This is a genomic window from Hydrogenophaga atypica (genome assembly GCF_042665215.1).
In the GTDB taxonomy this organism is placed as follows: domain Bacteria; phylum Pseudomonadota; class Gammaproteobacteria; order Burkholderiales; family Burkholderiaceae_C; genus Hydrogenophaga; species Hydrogenophaga defluvii_A.
The window spans coordinates 394,167-410,146 of sequence record NZ_JBHTCA010000004.1 but is presented as its reverse complement, the minus strand read 5'-3'; the positions used below and the strand labels follow the sequence as shown (position 1 = coordinate 410,146).

Annotated in this window: 13 protein-coding genes; 10 read left to right on the top strand and 3 right to left on the bottom strand. The window is 64.4% G+C overall.

The genetic code is table 11. From position 1 onward, the window contains the following. Positions 1-35: 35 nt before the first annotated feature. Together ugpA and ugpB are read right to left on the bottom strand one after the other, a co-directional pair. The gene (ugpA, locus tag ACFQPB_RS08725; protein ID WP_382198514.1) at positions 36-917 is read right to left on the bottom strand and encodes a sn-glycerol-3-phosphate ABC transporter permease UgpA; all 882 of its coding nucleotides are present in this window, start codon (positions 915-917) and stop codon (positions 36-38) included. A 94-nt stretch (positions 918-1,011) separates the two neighbouring features. Continuing rightward, positions 1,012-2,325, bottom strand: a complete 1,314-nt coding sequence (ugpB, locus tag ACFQPB_RS08720) for a sn-glycerol-3-phosphate ABC transporter substrate-binding protein UgpB (protein ID WP_382221942.1) — start codon at positions 2,323-2,325, stop codon at positions 1,012-1,014. A gap of 204 nt (positions 2,326-2,529) precedes the next feature. On the opposite strand from ugpB, the gene ACFQPB_RS08715 reads away from it, so the two are divergent. From ACFQPB_RS08715 to aspS, 10 genes are all read left to right on the top strand, one after another. Further along, the gene (locus tag ACFQPB_RS08715; RefSeq protein ID WP_382221940.1) at positions 2,530-6,396 is read left to right on the top strand and encodes a DUF3683 domain-containing protein; all 3,867 of its coding nucleotides are present in this window, start codon (positions 2,530-2,532) and stop codon (positions 6,394-6,396) included. 2 nt (positions 6,397-6,398) lie between these two features. Beyond that, on the top strand, positions 6,399-6,821 hold the full coding sequence (locus ACFQPB_RS08710) for an HIT family protein (RefSeq protein ID WP_382221937.1): 423 nt from the start codon (positions 6,399-6,401) through the stop codon (positions 6,819-6,821). Positions 6,822-6,838: 17 nt separating this feature from the next. After that, on the top strand, positions 6,839-7,255 hold the full coding sequence (locus ACFQPB_RS08705) for a gamma-butyrobetaine hydroxylase family protein (protein WP_382221935.1): 417 nt from the start codon (positions 6,839-6,841) through the stop codon (positions 7,253-7,255). Positions 7,256-7,383: 128 nt separating this feature from the next. Beyond that, a complete protein-coding gene (gene ubiE, locus ACFQPB_RS08700) occupies positions 7,384-8,115 on the top strand; it encodes a bifunctional demethylmenaquinone methyltransferase/2-methoxy-6-polyprenyl-1,4-benzoquinol methylase UbiE (protein WP_382221933.1) in 732 nt (243 codons plus the stop codon). 53 nt (positions 8,116-8,168) lie between these two features. Continuing rightward, positions 8,169-9,134, top strand: coding sequence for a Tim44 domain-containing protein (locus tag ACFQPB_RS08695; protein ID WP_382221931.1), 966 nt, complete (start codon positions 8,169-8,171; stop codon positions 9,132-9,134). Between the two features lie 61 nt (positions 9,135-9,195). Further along, positions 9,196-9,756, top strand: coding sequence for a hypothetical protein (locus ACFQPB_RS08690; RefSeq protein ID WP_382221928.1), 561 nt, complete (start codon positions 9,196-9,198; stop codon positions 9,754-9,756). Continuing rightward, complete coding sequence (ubiB, locus tag ACFQPB_RS08685; protein WP_382221925.1) at positions 9,753-11,306, top strand: ubiquinone biosynthesis regulatory protein kinase UbiB; 1,554 nt, start codon at positions 9,753-9,755, stop codon at positions 11,304-11,306. The genes ACFQPB_RS08690 and ubiB overlap by 4 nt, the downstream gene beginning before the upstream one ends. A gap of 117 nt (positions 11,307-11,423) precedes the next feature. Continuing rightward, a complete protein-coding gene (locus ACFQPB_RS08680; RefSeq protein ID WP_382221922.1) occupies positions 11,424-11,759 on the top strand; it encodes an FmdB family zinc ribbon protein in 336 nt (111 codons plus the stop codon). Positions 11,760-11,788: 29 nt separating this feature from the next. Continuing rightward, complete coding sequence (locus ACFQPB_RS08675; protein WP_382198550.1) at positions 11,789-12,421, top strand: DUF502 domain-containing protein; 633 nt, start codon at positions 11,789-11,791, stop codon at positions 12,419-12,421. A 51-nt stretch (positions 12,422-12,472) separates the two neighbouring features. Further along, entirely contained in the window at positions 12,473-14,272 is a 1,800-nt protein-coding gene (gene aspS, locus ACFQPB_RS08670; RefSeq protein ID WP_382221919.1) for an aspartate--tRNA ligase, read from the top strand. Between the two features lie 303 nt (positions 14,273-14,575). Here the strand turns inward: aspS and ACFQPB_RS08665 are convergent, their stop codons facing one another. Continuing rightward, a complete protein-coding gene (locus ACFQPB_RS08665) occupies positions 14,576-15,949 on the bottom strand; it encodes a TolC family outer membrane protein (RefSeq protein WP_382198494.1) in 1,374 nt (457 codons plus the stop codon). Between the last annotated feature and the right edge of the window lie 31 nt (positions 15,950-15,980).

The window sequence follows — 15,980 nt, the reverse complement described above, 5'->3', positions numbered from 1 at the left end:
CGAACACACGAAGTGATGAGCGTGAGGGGCCATCTTCAGTACTGCACTTTCTTTTCAACAAAGCGGAACTGGATCACCGTCAGGGCCACCACGATCAGCATGAGGATGACCGACTGCGCGGCCGAGCCGCCCATGTCCAGCGCCTTGAAGCCGTCGTAGTACACCTTGTAGACGAGGATGGCCGTGTCTTTGCCTGGGCCCCCGTGGGTGGCGGCGTCAACGATGGCGAAGGTGTCGAAAAAGGCGTAGACGATGTTGATCACCAACAGAAAGAACGTGGTGGGCGAGAGCAGCGGGAATACGATGGTCCAGAAGCGGTGCCAGGGCGAAGCGCCGTCGATGGTGGCGGCTTCGATCAGCGACTGAGGGATGGACTGCAGGCCAGCCAGGAAAAACAGAAAGTTGTAGGAAATCTGTTTCCACACGGCCGCCATCACGATCAAGGCCATGGCGTGGTTGGCGTTGAGCAGGTGGTCCCAGGGCAGGCCCAGCCAGCGCAGGAAATAGGCGATCACGCCATAGGGTGACGCGAACATCAGCAGCCACAACACCCCCGCCACCACAGGCGCCACCGCATAGGGCCAGATCAGCAGGGTTTTGTAAAAGCCAGCACCACGCACCACGCGGTTGGCCATGACGGCAAGCAACAGGGCGATCACCAGGCCAGAACCGGCCACCAAGATGGAGAACACGGCCGTGGTCTTGAACGAGGCCAGGTAGCTCTCGTCGTTGAACAGGCGCTGGAAGTTCTCCATGCCCACAAACTCGGTCGAAGTGCCAAAGGCGTCCTGCGTGAGCACACTCTGGTAAAGCGCCTGGGCGGCAGGCCAGAAAAAGAACACCAGCACCACGGCCATTTGTGGTGCCACCAGCAGCCAGGGCAGCCACCACGATTTGAAGCGAACGCGTTTTTCCATAGGGCGATTTTGCTTGGAAAAAAACACACCCTCCCGCGCGCCGCGCGGGAGGGCCTGAAGGTGCCGTCAGCGCGGCACAGCCATGGATGGGTTTTCAGCCCTTGTTGGCTTTCTGGAAACGCTCCAGTTGTTCATTGCCGCGCTTGATGGCCGTGTCCAGCGCTTCCTTGGCCGGCTTTTTGCCCGACCACACGCCTTCCAGCTCCTCATCAACGATGGTGCGGATCTGCACAAAGTTGCCCAGGCGCACGCCCCGCGACTTGTCGGTGGTTTTGCGGATCATCTGTGTCACCGACACGTCGGTGCCAGGGTTCTTTTTGTAGAAGCCGGCCTTGTCGGTCATTTCGAACGAGGCCTTGGTCACGGGCAGGTAACCGGTGCGCTGGTGGCTGGCGGCGGCAATCTCAGGCTTGGACAGGTGGGCAAAGAACTGCGCCACACCCTTGTATTCATCGGCTTTTTTGCCCGCCATGACCCACAGGCTGGCGCCACCGATCACGGTGTTCTGCGGTGCGCCCGGCACGTCCGGGTAGTAGGGCAGGGTGCCGATGCCGTAGCCGAACTTGCCGTTGCGGGTCACGTTGCCATACAGCGCCGATGAGCCAGTGGCCATGGCGCATTCGCCCGACACAAAGGTGGCGTCCGCTGCGTTGCCGCGCCCCTTGTAGACGAACAGGCCCTGTTTGGCCATGTTGGCCAGGTTTTCGATGTGGCGAACGTGCAGGGGCGTGTTGAAGGCCAGGCGGGTGTCCAGGCCGGCAAAACCGTTGTTCTTGGTGGCGAACTCCACGTTGTGCCAGGCAGAGAAGCTCTCCAATTGCGTCCAGCTGATCCAGCTGGTGGTGAAGGGGCACTTGTGTCCGCTGGCCTTGAGCTTGGCCGCAGCCAGGGCCACTTCAGGCCACGTGGTGGGCGGCTTCTCTGGGTCCATGCCTGCGGCCTTGAAGGCATCTTTGTTGTAGTGGAACACCGGCGTCGAGCTGTTGAACGGGAAGCTCAGCATCTGACCGTTGGGGGCGGTGTAGTAGCCTGCCACAGCGGGCACATACGCATTGGCGTCAAATGTCACGCCCGCTTTTTTCATGACCTCGGCCACGGGCACGATGGCGCCCTTGCTGGCCATCATGGTGGCTGTGCCCACTTCAAACACCTGCAGCACGTGGGGGGCGTTGCCGGCGCGGAAGGCGGCAATGGCGGCGGTCATGGACTCGTCGTAGCTGCCCTTGAAGGTCGGCACGATCTTGTAGTCCTTCTGGCTGGCGTTGAAGTCCTTGGCCAGGTCGTTCACCCATTCACCCAGGGCGCCACCCATGGAATGCCACCACTGGATTTCGGTCTGGGCGTGGGCGCCGGCGGCGCTCAGGCCCAGGGCCACGGCGAGGGTGAGGCGGGAAATGCGAGATGTCATGGGTTCTCCTGAAAACGTTACAGAAACACAGGCGCGCAGCTTAACGCTCACTTGTGGCATTTTTGTGAAAAGTATTGCACCGGTATTTCACTTGTGTGACAAGCCGGGGTTTCCATGAGGCCAGCAGGCCCATGCTGCGCTGCGGTAACATTTGCGGCCCTGCCACGCCGGGTGGTCGCGCCAGCCGCCCCAGCCACTGTCCCCATGAATGCTCCCTATTTGCCCGAGGCCCTGGTCGACGTGACCACGGATGCGCCGCGCCTGCGCGAGATCCCCTACAACTACACCTCGTTCTCCGACCGCGAGATCGTCGTGCGGCTGCTGGGCTCCCGGGCCTGGGACGTACTCAACCAATTGCGCCAAGAACGCCGCACCGGACGCTCGGCCCGCATGTTGTACGAAGTGCTGGGTGACATCTGGGTGGTTCAGCGCAACCCCTACCTGCAGGACGACCTGCTGGACAACCCCAAGCGCCGCCGCTTGCTGGTCGATGCCTTGCACCACCGCCTAGCCGAGGTGCAAAAGCGCCGCACGCCCCAGGACGACCCTGCCCGCGATGCCCTGGTGGGCGAGTTGGCCCAGGCCGCCAGCGCGGCAATCGAAGGCTTTGCGCGCCATTTCGATGAGATGGCGGCCTTGCGCCAGCGCGTGGTGCGCGAGCTGCGCCGCCTGACCGCCAAGGACAACGTCAAGTTCGACGGCCTCTCGCGCGTCAGCCACGTGACGGACGCCACCGACTGGCGCGTGGAATACCCCTTTGTGGTCTTGTGCCCCGACACCGAGGCCGAGATGGCGCGGCTGGTCAAGGGCTGCATCGAGTTGGGCTTGACCATCATCCCGCGAGGGGGCGGCACCGGCTACACCGGCGGCGCCATCCCACTGACGTGGAAGAGCGTGGTCATCAACACCGAGAAGCTGGAGGCCATGACCGAGGTGGAGTTTGTGGCCATCCCCGGCCACAGCCAGCCGGTGGCGACGGTGTGGACCGAAGCCGGCGTGGTGACCCAGCGCGTGGCCGATGCGGCCGAGCGCGCGGGCTATGTGTTCGCCGTCGATCCGACCTCGGCCGAAGCGTCCTGCGTCGGCGGCAACGTGGCCATGAACGCGGGCGGCAAGAAGGCCGTGTTGTGGGGCACGGCGCTGGACAACCTGGTCAGCTGGCGCATGGTGACACCGCAGGCGCAGTGGCTGGAAGTCACGCGCCTGGACCACAACTTGGGCAAGATCCACGATGCCGATGTGGCCAGCTTTGAACTGACGTATTTCGAGGCCGACGGCAAAACGCCGGTGCGCAGCGATCGCCTGGTGATCCCGGGCAAAACCTTCCGCAAGGAAGGCCTGGGCAAGGACGTGACCGACAAGTTCCTGAGCGGCCTGCCGGGCATTCAGAAGGAAGGCTGCGACGGCCTCATCACCAGCTGCCGCTGGGTGGTGCATCGCATGCCCGAACACACCCGCACGGTCTGCCTGGAGTTCTTTGGCAACGCGCGCGACGCCGTGCCCAGCATCGTCGAGATCAAGGACTTCATGTTCGCCGAGCAAAAGCGCTCGGGCGTGCTGCTCGCGGGTTTGGAGCACCTGGACGACCGCTACCTGAAGGCGGTGGGTTACACCACCAAAAGCAAGCGCGGGGGCTTTCCCAAGATGGTGTTGGTCGGCGACATCGTGGGCGACGATGCCGACGCCGTGGCCCGCATCACCAGCGAGGTGGTGCGCATCGCCAACTCGCGCAGCGGCGAAGGTTTTGTGGCCATCAGTGCCGAAGCGCGCAAGAAGTTCTGGCTCGACCGCAAGCGCACGGCCGCCATCAGCCGCCACACCAACGCCTTCAAGATCAACGAAGACGTGGTGATCCCGCTGCCGCGCATGGCCGAGTACACCGACGGCATCGAGCGCATCAACATCGAGCTGAGTCTGCGCAACAAGTTGCGCCTGTGCGACGAGCTGGAGACCTTCTTCAGCCGGGGCAACCTGCCGCTGGGCAAAACCGACGACGCCAGCGAAATCCCCAGCGCCGAGCTGCTGGAAGACCGCGTGGCGCAGGCGCTGGCGCTGGTGCGCGAAGTGCGCGCCCTGTGGGCCGGCTGGCTGCGCGATGTGGATGGCCTGTTCTCGGAACTGCAAGACCACCGGCTGCGCGCGAGCTGGAAAACCCAGCTCCGTCTGCCGCTGCAAGGCATCTTCAGCGGTGCGGCCTTCGGCCCCATCCTGACCGAGTGCAATGCCATCCACAAACGCGCGCTCAAGGGCCGCGTCTGGGTGGCCCTGCACATGCATGCCGGCGACGGCAACGTGCACACCAACATCCCCGTCAACAGCGACGACTACGAGATGCTGCAGACCGCCCACGAAGCGGTGGCCCGCATCATGGTGCTGGCGCGCAGCCTGGATGGCGTGATTTCGGGCGAACACGGCATTGGCATCACCAAGCTGGAGTTTCTGACCGAAGCCGAGCTGGCGCCGTTTGCCGACTACAAGCAGCGCGTGGACCCCGAAGGCCGCTTCAACAAGGGCAAGCTGCTGCGCAACGCTGAAAAAGACGATGTGCGCATGGCCGATTTGAGCCAGGCCTACACGCCCAGCTTCGGCCTCATGGGCCACGAGTCGCTGATCATGCAGCAGAGCGACATCGGGGCCATCGCCGATTCGGTGAAGGACTGCCTGCGCTGCGGCAAGTGCAAGCCAGTGTGCGCCACCCACGTGCCTCGCGCCAATTTGTTGTACAGCCCGCGCAACAAGATCCTGGCCACCTCGCTGCTGGTCGAGGCCTTTTTGTACGAGGAGCAGACACGCCGGGGCATCAGCATCAAACACTGGGAAGAGTTCGAGGACGTGGCCGACCACTGCACGGTCTGCCACAAGTGCCTCACGCCATGCCCGGTCAAGATCGACTTCGGCGACGTGACCATGAACATGCGCAATCTGCTGCGCAAGATGGGCAAGAAGAGCTTCCGCCCAGGCAACGCCGCCGCCATGTTCATGCTCAACGCCACCAACCCCGAGACCATCAAGCTGGCGCGCGCCGGCATGGTGGGCTTGGGCATGAAGGCGCAGCGCATTGCGAACGAGGTGCTCAAACTGGCAGCGCGCAAGCAAACCAACGCGCCGCCGGCCACGGTTGGGCCTGCTCCGATCAAGGAGCAGATCATCCACTTCATCAACAAAAAGATGCCGGGCAACCTGCCCAAGAAAACCGCACGCGCGCTGCTGGACATCGAGGACAAGGACTACGTGCCCATCATCCGCAACCCGCAGGCCACCACGGCCGACACGGAGGCGGTGTTCTATTTCCCCGGCTGTGGCTCCGAGCGGCTGTTCAGCCAGGTCGGCTTGGCCACCCAGGCCATGTTGTGGCACGCGGGTGTTCAGACCGTGTTGCCGCCGGGCTACCTGTGCTGTGGCTACCCGCAGCGCGGTTCGGGCCAGTTCGACAAGGCCGAGAAGATCATCACCGACAACCGGGTGTTGTTCCACCGCGTGGCCAACACACTCAACTACCTCGACATCAAGACGGTGGTGGTGAGCTGTGGCACCTGCTACGACCAGCTGCAGGGCTACGAATTCGACAAGATTTTCCCCGGCTGCCGCATCATCGACATCCACGAGTACCTGTTGGAAAAAGGCATCGTCCTCGACAACAAGGGTGCCTACCTGTACCACGACCCTTGCCACACGCCCATGAAGCAGCAGGAGCCGCTCAAGACGGTGAAGGCGCTGCTGGGCCCCGATGTGCTGCAGAGCGCGCGCTGCTGCGGCGAGTCGGGCACGCTGGGCGTGACGCGACCCGACATCTCGACCCAGGTGCGTTTCCGCAAGGAAGAGGAGCTGCGCAAGAACGAAACCGCGCTGCGCGAGCAGGCGGGCCTCGATGCCAAGGCCGACCTCAAAATCCTCACCAGCTGCCCCAGCTGCCTGCAAGGCCTGAGCCGCTACGGCGACGACTTGCAGAACGGTTTGCTGGAAGCCGACTACATCGTGGTCGAGATGGCGCGCAAGATCCTGGGCGAAGACTGGATGCCCGAGTACGTGGCGCGCGCCAATGCCGGCGGCATTGAGCGGGTGCTGGTCTGACCATGGCCCACTGCGTGTTGTGTGACACCGACGGCGGCCTGCTGATCCACCGGGCGCCGAAATGGCGCCTGATCCGCGCCACCGACACACCGGCCTATCCCGCCTTCTACCGTGTGGTCTGGAACGCCCATGTGGCCGAGCTGTCTGACCTGAGCGATGCCGAGCGCCACGAATGCATGGATGTGGTCACCCAGGTGGAGCGCCTGATGCGCGCCCACCTCGCGCCCACCAAAATCAACCTCGCCGCACTGGGTAATGTGGTGCCGCACCTGCATTGGCACCTGATTGCGCGTTTTGAAGGCGACAGCCATTTCCCTGCGCCCATCTGGGCGCCAGCACAACGCGAACCGTTGCCTGCGGCACTGGCCGTGCTGAGCAGCAAGCTGCCGGCGCTCGACCAGGCGCTGGCGGCCAACTTTTACTGAACTCGGAGACAACCCCCATGGCCGGCCTGACCCAAGACACCCCCAGCCCCGAATCCATCACGCTGCACAACAAGTCGCGGGTGTTGGAGGTGGGTTTTTCGGACGGCAAGACCTTCCGCATCCCCTTTGAGCTGATGCGTGTGTATTCGCCTTCGGCCGAGGTGCAGGGCCACGGCCCGGGCCAGGAGGTGTTGCAGACCGGCAAACGCGAGGTGGCGGTCATGGCACTGGAGCCGGTGGGCAACTACGCCGTGCAGCCCACCTTCAGCGATGGCCACGACAGCGGCATTTTTTCCTGGGATTACCTGTATTTCCTGGGCTCGAAAGAAGCCGAGTTGTGGGCCGATTACAACGCACGGCTCGCTGCAGCCGGCGTGGACCGCGACGCACCCATGCCCGAAAAAGCCGGTCACGCCTGCGGCTCACACCACTGAACATGCGGGCTGCGGTCCGTTTTGGGGCGCGCAGCCGCATGTTTGTTGGGCTTTTTTGGGGGCTTTGCCCCGCCGCGCCACGCTGGTTTTGATGTTTGCACCGGTGTGGTGCTCTAACATCAACACCTATGTCCACCACCCATTTCGGCTTCAAGACCGTCGACGAGCGCGACAAGGCCAAGCACGTGCGCGGCGTTTTCGACGCGGTTGCGTCACGTTACGACGTGATGAACGACCTGATGTCGGCCGGCCTGCACCGGGCCTGGAAACACTACACCGTCACCGTGGCCAACCCGCAACCGGGCGACCGCGTGCTCGACATCGCCGGGGGCACGGGCGATCTGGGCCTGGCCTTCGCGCCCAAGGTGGGCCCCATGGGCCAGGTGGTGCACACCGACATCAACGAAGCGATGCTGAGCGAGGGGCGCACCCGCCTGCTCGACGCGGGTGTGATCCTGCCCACCCTGGTGTGTGACGCGGAAAAACTGCCCTTTCCCGATGGCCATTTCGACATCGTCACCGTGGCCTTCGGCTTGCGCAACATGACGCACAAGGACGTGGCGCTCAAGGAAATGCAGCGCGTGCTGCGCCCTGGCGGCAAGCTGCTGGTGCTGGAGTTTTCCAAGGTCGCCAAGCCGCTGGAAAAAGCCTACGAGTGGTACACCTTCAACGTGGTGCCCAAGATGGGGCGCCTGGTGGCTGGCGACGAAGGCAGCTACCGCTACCTCGCCGAATCCATACGCATGCACCCCAACCAGGAAACTCTCAAGCAACTGATGCGCGAGGCTGGTTTTGGGCATGTGGACTACCACAACCTCACGGCCGGGGTGGTGGCGTTGCATGTGGGCATCAAGTGTTGAATCCCGTGTCGGGTGTGTGAAGTCTGTGAACCTTGTGGGTTGAAGGAGTTGTCATGAAGCTGCTGTCTGTCCTGTTTGTGTGTGCCATGGCGATCACGTCGCAGGACGTGTGGGCCAAGCGCCTGGGCGGCGGCGCCTCCGTGGGCAAACAATCCGCCAACGTGACCCAGCGCAACACACCGGCAGCCGCGCCGCAGGCGCCTGCGCAGGGTGCTGCCGCCAACAAACCCACGGCGGCCGCGCCCGCCGCCGCACCCCAGCGCCCTTGGGGCACCATGCTGGGCGGCCTCGCTGCGGGTTTGGGGCTGGCCTGGCTGGCGTCCACGTTGGGGTTTGGTGAGGCGTTTGCGCAGTTTCTGCTGGTGGCCTTGCTGGGTGTGGTGGCCGTGATGGTGGTGGGCTGGGTGCTGCGCTCGCGCGCCCACTCGCGGGCTGCCCAAGTGGGCGGCGCGAATCTGGCCTTCCAGAGCGCCGACGCCACCACGCCACGTGGCTACAGCCCGCAGAACGTGGGCAACGACGCCTCGGCCCGGCCCTGGGAGCGCAGCACCATGGGCTTTGACACCGGCTCGCCCGCACTGGCTGGTGGCGCGCTGATTGGCACCGCGCTCAACAGCGCTCAAAACTGGTCCATCCCGGCAGATTTTGATGTCGATGGTTTCCTGGGCGCATCCAAAGCCAACTTCGTCAACCTGCAAGCGGCTTGGGACCGCTCTGACATCCCCAGCTTGCGTGCCATGATGACCGACGAGATGCTCGCGCAGATCAAGTCCCAGCTGGCCGAGCGCGAGCAACACACCGGCGGTGCCCCCAACCAGACCGAGGTCGTGATGCTGGAGGCGCACCTGCTGGGCATCGAAGAACTGGAGCAGGGCTACATGGCCAGCGTCGAGTTTTCCGGGCTGATTCGCGAGGATGTGTCGACCGGTCCCAACCCGTTCCGCGAGGTCTGGAACATCACCCGTCCCAAGGCGGGCAAGGGCGGTTGGCTGGTGGCCGGCGTGCAGGCCCTGCAGTGAGTTAGCCCACCCCCGCGCCGCGCCTGCGGCGACCCGGTTTTATCCGTCAGAATCGGGGACCATGAAACAGGCGTCCCCGATTTCTTTTCCTCCTTTTGATTTCCTGCAGTCGTTGGCCGCGTCGGTGCAGTTGCCCGACTGGCTGGTGGCCGAACTGCAGAACCGTGTGGTGCTGTTCGCCAACCATGTGCTGATGCAGGAGCCGCAGGCGCAGGAGCGTCTCAAGCGGCAAACAGGCAAGGTCATGCTGGTGCGCTGGGGGGTGTTCGACCTGCGCCTGGCGGCCACGCCTGCCGGTCTGCTGGAGCGCACGCACGTGGCGGCCGAACCCGATCTGAGCATCACCTTGGTGCAGACCTCGCCGCTGGCGGTGGCGCAGGCGGTGATGTCCGGGCAGAAGCCCGATGTGTCCATACAGGGTGACGTGGCGCTGGCGGCCGATGTGGCTTGGCTGGCCGACAACCTGCGCTGGGACATGGAGGAAGACCTCTCGCGTTTCCTGGGCGACGCCGCTGCCCACACCCTGGTGAGCCAGGCGCAGGCGCTGGCAACAGCGGTGCGGGGTTTTGTGTCGCGGGTGGTGCCCGGGGCGGCGGCCGACGTGCCCAAGGCCCAACCATGAGGCGGTTTTTCCGCGGCGCTTTCATTGTTTGGGTGGTGCTCCGGCACGGGCTGGACGAGCTGGTGTTGTCGAGCTTCCAGCACCCGCTGCTGCGCCTGCTCACGCGCTGGGTGTCCATCGGTCGCGACCTGAGCGTGCCCCGTGGCCAGCGCCTGCGCGAGGCGCTGGAGCGCTTGGGCCCCATCTTCGTCAAGTTTGGCCAGGTCCTGTCTACACGCCGCGATTTGTTGCCGCCCGACATTGCCGATGAACTGGCCGCTTTGCAAGACCGCGTGCCACCGTTTCCCAGCGACGTCGCCGTGGCCACCATCGAGCGTGCCTTTGGCCGCAAGCTGGAACAGGTGTTCGCCAGCTTCGAGCAGGTGCCAATCGCCAGTGCTTCGATTGCGCAGGTGCACTTCGCCACGCTGAACGACGGTCGCGAGGTGGCGGTCAAGGTGCTGCGCCCCAACATGCTGCCGGTGATCGACAAGGACCTGGGCCTGATGCGTGTCATGGCTGGCTGGGTGGAACGCCTCTCGGCCGATGGCAAACGACTCAAGCCACGCGAGGTGGTGGCTGAGTTCGACAAATACCTGCACGACGAGCTGGACCTGGTGCGCGAAGCCGCCAACGCCGCGCAGTTGCGCCGCAACATGCAGGACGTGGGGCTGGTGCTGATCCCCGAGATGTACTGGGACCATTGCCGCCCCGAGGTGATGGTGATGGAGCGCATGAAGGGTGTGCCCATCAGCCGCATCGAGGAACTGCGCGCCCGTGGCGTGGACATTCCGCGCTTGGCACGCGATGGCGTCACCATCTTTTTCACCCAGGTGTTCCGCGACGGCTTTTTCCATGCCGACATGCACCCGGGCAACATCCAGGTGAGCGTGGAGCCCACCAGCTTCGGCCGTTACATCTCGCTGGATTTCGGCATCGTGGGCACCCTGACCGAGTACGACAAGGAGTACCTGGCCCAGAACTTCTCCGCTTTTTTCCGACGCGACTACAAACGCGTGGCGGAGCTGCACATCGAAAGCGGCTGGGTGCCGAGCGACACGCGGGTGGACGAGCTGGAGTCGGCCATTCGCGCGGTCTGCGAGCCGTATTTTGACCGTCCGCTGAAGGAAATTTCGCTGGGCATGGTGCTCATGCGCCTGTTCCAGACCTCGCGCCGCTTCAACGTCGAAATCCAGCCCCAGCTGGTGCTGCTGCAAAAAACCTTGCTCAACATCGAAGGCCTGGGCCGCGAATTGGACCCGGAGTTGGACCTGTGGAGCACGGCCAAGCCCTTTCTTGAGAAGTGGATGCTCGATCAGGTGGGGCCGCAGCGCCTGTTGCGCCAGCTCAAGGAGGAAGCGCCTCAGTACGCCAAACTGCTGCCCGCCTTGCCGCGCCTGCTGCACGATTATTTGCAGCAGCGCCCCGACGACCTGCGGCGCGACCTGAAGGCCTTGATGGACGAGCAGCGGCGCACCAACCGCCTGTTGCAGATGATCGTTTATGTGGGGCTGGGCTTTTTGCTGGGCTTGCTGGCCATGCAGCTGCTGGTGCGCGTGCAGATTTGGTGAGCACCCTGGCTTGAGGCGGGGCGCCGAGCCCCAATTTATAATGACGGGTTTTGTTCGTTGACCCGGTGCAGGCCGCTCGCCTGCCGGGTCGTCATCCCTTTTCTTCAGGTCCACGCCATGCCCATCTACGCTTACAAGTGCGCGTCTTGCGGTCACGCCAAGGACGTGTTGCAAAAAATCTCGGACGCCCCGCTGACGGCTTGCCCGGCTTGTGGTGCCGAGGCTTTCTCCAAACAGCTCACTGCCGCCGGATTCCAGCTCAAGGGCTCGGGCTGGTACGTCACCGATTTCCGTGGTGGCTCGGGTGGCGCCAGCGCACCCGCCGCCGGCGCAGTGGCCGCTGCAGCGCCGGCCACCGCCGATGCTGCTGCGGCGGCGCCCGCGCCGGCCACGGCTGACACAGGCACCAGTTCGACGGCTGGCGGCTGTGGCGGCTCCTGTGCCTGCCACTGAAGCAGCCGCACCGAAAGCCCCAATTCATGATTGCCGCCCTGCGCAAATGGCTGTTTTCCGGCCTGCTGGTCCTCGTGCCGCTCATCATCACCTTGTGGGTGCTGGACTGGGTGGTGAGCACGCTGGACCAGACCTTGCGCATCCTGCCCATGGCCTGGCAACCCGACCGGTGGCTGGGCATGCACATTCCCGGCTTGGGCGTCGTGTTCGCGCTGGTGGTGGTGTTGAGCATCGGCGCCATGGCGTCCAACATCATCGGCAACAAACTGGTCCATTGGTGGCACGCCTTGTTGCACCGCATTCCCGTGGTGCGTTCCATCTACTCGGGTGTCAAGCAAGTGTCCGACACCCTGTTTTCAGAAAAAGGCAACGCTTTCCGGCAGGCCTTGCTGGTGCAATGGCCGCACGATGGGATGTGGACCATCGCCTTTCTGACGGGCGCACCCGCGGGTGAGTTGGCGCGTCATCTGCCGGACGATTGCCTGAGCGTGTACGTGCCAACCACCCCCAACCCCACCGGCGGCTACTTTGTGATGGTGCCGCGCAGCCGTTGTGTCGAACTGGCCATGTCGGTGGATGAGGCCCTGACCTACGTGATCTCCATGGGCGTGATCGTCCCTGGTGGTCCCAAGAATCCCAAACTCAAGACGGTGGTGGCCTGAGCCGCTGCCCATGATCCCTTTCAGCGAAACCCGAGAGAAAAGAGAACAGCCATGGCGATGCGTACCCACTACTGCGGTCTGGTGACCGAAGCCCTGATGGGCCAGACCGTGACCTTGTGCGGCTGGGTCAACCGCCGCCGCGACCACGGTGGTGTGATTTTTGTCGACCTGCGCGACCGCGAAGGTTATGTGCAAGTGGTGTGCGACCCCGACCGCGCCGACATGTTCAAAACCGCCGAAGGCGTGCGCAACGAGTTCTGCGTGCAGATCACCGGCCTGGTGCGCGCGCGTCCCGAAGGCACGGCCAACGACAGCCTCAAGAGCGGCAAGATCGAGATCCTGTGCCACGAGCTGAACGTGCTCAACCCCTCGGTCACGCCGCCCTTCCTGCTGGACGACGACAACCTGTCGGAGACCACCCGCCTCACGCACCGCGTGCTGGACCTGCGCCGCCCCTACATGCAGCGCAACCTGATGCTGCGCTACAAGGTGGCCATGGAGGTGCGCAAGTTCCTCGACGCCAACGGCTTCGTCGACATCGAAACCCCCATGCTCACCAAGAGCACGCCCGAAGGCGCGCGCGACTACCTGGTGCCCAGCCGCGTGCACGACGGGCAGTTCTTCGCGCTGCCGCAGTCGCCCCAGCTGTTCAAGCAACTGCTGATGGTCGCCGGCTTTGACCGCTACTACCAGATCACCAAGTGCTTCCGCGACGAAGACCTGCGCGCTGACCGCCAGCCCGAGTTCACCCAGATCGACATCGAGACCTCCTTCCTCACCGAGCAGGAGATCCGCGACATGTTCCAGGGCATGATCAAGACCGTGTTCCAGAACGTGCTGGACATCGATCTGGGCGAGTTCCCCGTGATGGCTTACAGCGAAGCCATGCACCGCTACGGCTCCGACAAGCCCGACCTGCGCGTCAAGCTCGAATTCACCGAGCTGACCGATGTCATGGCCGACGTGGACTTCAAGGTCTTCAGCGCACCCGCTCAAATGAAGAACGGCCGCGTGGTGGCCCTGCGTGTGCCTGGCGGCGCCGAGATGAGCCGCAGCGAGATCGACGCCTACACCGAGTTTGTCAAGATCTACGGCGCCAAGGGCTTGGCCTGGATCAAGGTCAATGAGCTGGCCAAGGGCCGCGATGGCCTGCAATCGCCCATCGTCAAGAACATCCACGACGCCGCTCTCCAGCACATCCTCACGCGCAGCGGCGCGCAAGACGGCGACATCCTGTTCTTCGGTGCCGACAAGGCGAAGATCGTCAACGACGCCATCGGCGCGCTGCGCATCAAGATCGGTCACAGCGAGCTGGGCAAGAAGAAGGGCTTCTTCGAGCAGCGCTGGGCGCCGATGTGGGTGGTGGACTTCCCCATGTTCGAGCACGACGAGGAAGAAGACCGCTGGACGGCTGTGCACCACCCCTTCACCGCGCCGAAAGACGGCCACGAGGACTGGATGGTGACCGCGCCCGAAAAGTGCATCGCCAAGGGCTACGACATGGTGCTCAACGGCTGGGAAATCGGCGGTGGTTCGGTGCGTATCCACCGCGCCGATGTGCAGCAGAAGGTGTTCGACGCGCTCAAGATCAGCCCTGAGGACGCGCAGCTCAAGTTCGGCTTCCTGCTGGACGCGCTGCAGTACGGCGCCCCCCCGCACGGCGGCCTGGCCTTTGGTCTGGACCGCATCATCACCCTGATGACCGGTGCTGAATCCATCCGCGACGTGATCGCCTTCCCCAAGACCCAGCGCGCTCAGTGCCTGCTCACGCAAGCCCCGTCGCCAGTGGACGAAAAGCAGCTGCGCGAACTGCACATCCGCTTGCGCAATCTGGACGCGGCCAAGGCCTGAGTCTTTGCGTACGCCCGTGTCCTTGCCCAAGGACACGGGGCACCTGGCTCCGCGGCTGTCCCCCGTCGGCTTCGCCTCCTCCGCCTGTATGCCGCTGCGCCAGGCACCCCGTGCCCTCGGGCATCAGCCGTGTTGGCGTACCAGCGGTGGCGTGCCTACACAGTTGCAGATCGGGGTGGCATGCTGCCCTGTGCAGCGAAGTCAAGGCGGAGGGCGCGCAGCGCCCGGGGGACATGAGCGGAACAGGGCAGTGTGCCGCCCCGATCCGCCTACCCATCAGGACAAGCCCTGGCGGCGCAACGCTTATTTGGCCAGCAATGCATCAATGGCGGCCAAGTCCTCAGCCTTCAACACACCACCGGCCTGCTTCAAACGCAGCGTACCCAGCAGCACGTTGTAGCGCGCCACGGCCAGATCGCGTTTGGTTTGGAACAACTGGCTCTGTGCGTTGAGCACGTCGATGTTGATGCGCACACCCACTTGGTAGCCCAGTTTGTTGGCGTCCAGTGCACTTTGGCTGGACGCCTCGGCGGCCTCCAGCGCCTTGACCTGACCGAGGCCGGAGACGACGCCAAAAAACGCCGTGCGTGTGGCCTGCGCCACGTTGCGGCGGGCGGCTTCCAGGTCGGTGCGGGCTTTGTCTTCCAGGGCGGCGGCCTCAACGATGCGGTTCTCCAGCGCGCCGCCGGTGTAGAGCGGCAGGTTGAACTGCACACCCACACTCGCGGTGTTGGTGCGCACATTGCCTGCGGCCAACGACGAGGTGCTGGGCGAGCGGCTGAGCTGGTACTGGCCGGTCAGGTCCACCGTGGGCTTTTTGCCGGCTTGGGCGCGGCGGGTTTCCAGGGCAGCGATGTCCAGCGCCGCACGCGCCTGGCGGATGCCGGGGTGGGCATTCTCCGATTGCGCCACCCACGGCGCGACGTCGTTGGGTGCAATCGCCGGCAGGTTCACCGGTGCGGCCAAGGGCAGCGGGGCGGTGCCGGCGCGGCCCACCAATTGGTCCAGCGCCAGCCGCTTCACGCGCAAATCGTTCTCGGCCGCGATTTCTTGCGCCAGCACCAGGTCAAAACGGGCCTGGGCTTCGCGCGAGTCGGTGATGGTCGACGTGCCCACCTCGAAATTGCGCTTGGCGGCGGCCAGTTGTTCGGCCACGGCGGTTTTCTGCGCCTTCACGAAAGTGAGCGTGTCCTGTGCGGCCAAGACGTCGAAATAGGCTTGTGAGCTGCGCACGATGAGATCGTGTTCGGCCGCCAGCAACTGGCCTTCGGCCACTTCCAGCGATTTTTGCGCTTGATCAAACGCAATCTGGTTGACCGGGCGGTACAGCGGCAGGCTGGCCGACAGTGCGGCGTTCTGGCTGTTGGTGTCGCGGTTGCCGGTGAGGCTGCTGTCGATGTTGGCGACGTTCGCACCCGCGCTCAACGCAGCTTGCGGGCGCAGGCCGGCACGTGCCTGCTCGGCCTTGGCCAGGTTGGCCTGGTACTGCGACCGGGCCGACAGGTAGGTGGCGTCAAAGTCGCGCGCGGCGCTGTACAAGGTGCCCAGGCTCTGGGTCCAGCCGGGCAGAGCGGCGCCCGCCAGGCTGAGGGAGAGGCCCGTTTGTGCCAGGGCCCGCCACAGGGGGCGGCGGGGCGCTGCGACAGGGGCGGCCAAAGCGTGCGGGCGTCGGTTCATGCGAGAAGTCCTGGTTGGGATCGGTTGAATG

What these genes read in the sequence shown, in the direction of transcription:
- ugpA (WP_382198514.1), bottom strand. Translation starts at nt 917, where the DNA reads ATGGAAAAACGCGTTCGCTTCAAATCGTGGTGGCTGCCCTGGCTGCTG.
- ugpB (WP_382221942.1), bottom strand. Translation starts at nt 2,325, where the DNA reads ATGACATCTCGCATTTCCCGCCTCACCCTCGCCGTGGCCCTGGGCCTG.
- ACFQPB_RS08715 (WP_382221940.1), top strand. Translation starts at nt 2,530, where the DNA reads ATGAATGCTCCCTATTTGCCCGAGGCCCTGGTCGACGTGACCACGGAT.
- ACFQPB_RS08710 (WP_382221937.1), top strand. Translation starts at nt 6,399, where the DNA reads ATGGCCCACTGCGTGTTGTGTGACACCGACGGCGGCCTGCTGATCCAC.
- ACFQPB_RS08705 (WP_382221935.1), top strand. Translation starts at nt 6,839, where the DNA reads ATGGCCGGCCTGACCCAAGACACCCCCAGCCCCGAATCCATCACGCTG.
- ubiE (WP_382221933.1), top strand. Translation starts at nt 7,384, where the DNA reads ATGTCCACCACCCATTTCGGCTTCAAGACCGTCGACGAGCGCGACAAG.
- ACFQPB_RS08695 (WP_382221931.1), top strand. Translation starts at nt 8,169, where the DNA reads ATGAAGCTGCTGTCTGTCCTGTTTGTGTGTGCCATGGCGATCACGTCG.
- ACFQPB_RS08690 (WP_382221928.1), top strand. Translation starts at nt 9,196, where the DNA reads ATGAAACAGGCGTCCCCGATTTCTTTTCCTCCTTTTGATTTCCTGCAG.
- ubiB (WP_382221925.1), top strand. Translation starts at nt 9,753, where the DNA reads ATGAGGCGGTTTTTCCGCGGCGCTTTCATTGTTTGGGTGGTGCTCCGG.
- ACFQPB_RS08680 (WP_382221922.1), top strand. Translation starts at nt 11,424, where the DNA reads ATGCCCATCTACGCTTACAAGTGCGCGTCTTGCGGTCACGCCAAGGAC.
- aspS (WP_382221919.1), top strand. Translation starts at nt 12,473, where the DNA reads ATGGCGATGCGTACCCACTACTGCGGTCTGGTGACCGAAGCCCTGATG.
- ACFQPB_RS08665 (WP_382198494.1), bottom strand. Translation starts at nt 15,949, where the DNA reads ATGAACCGACGCCCGCACGCTTTGGCCGCCCCTGTCGCAGCGCCCCGC.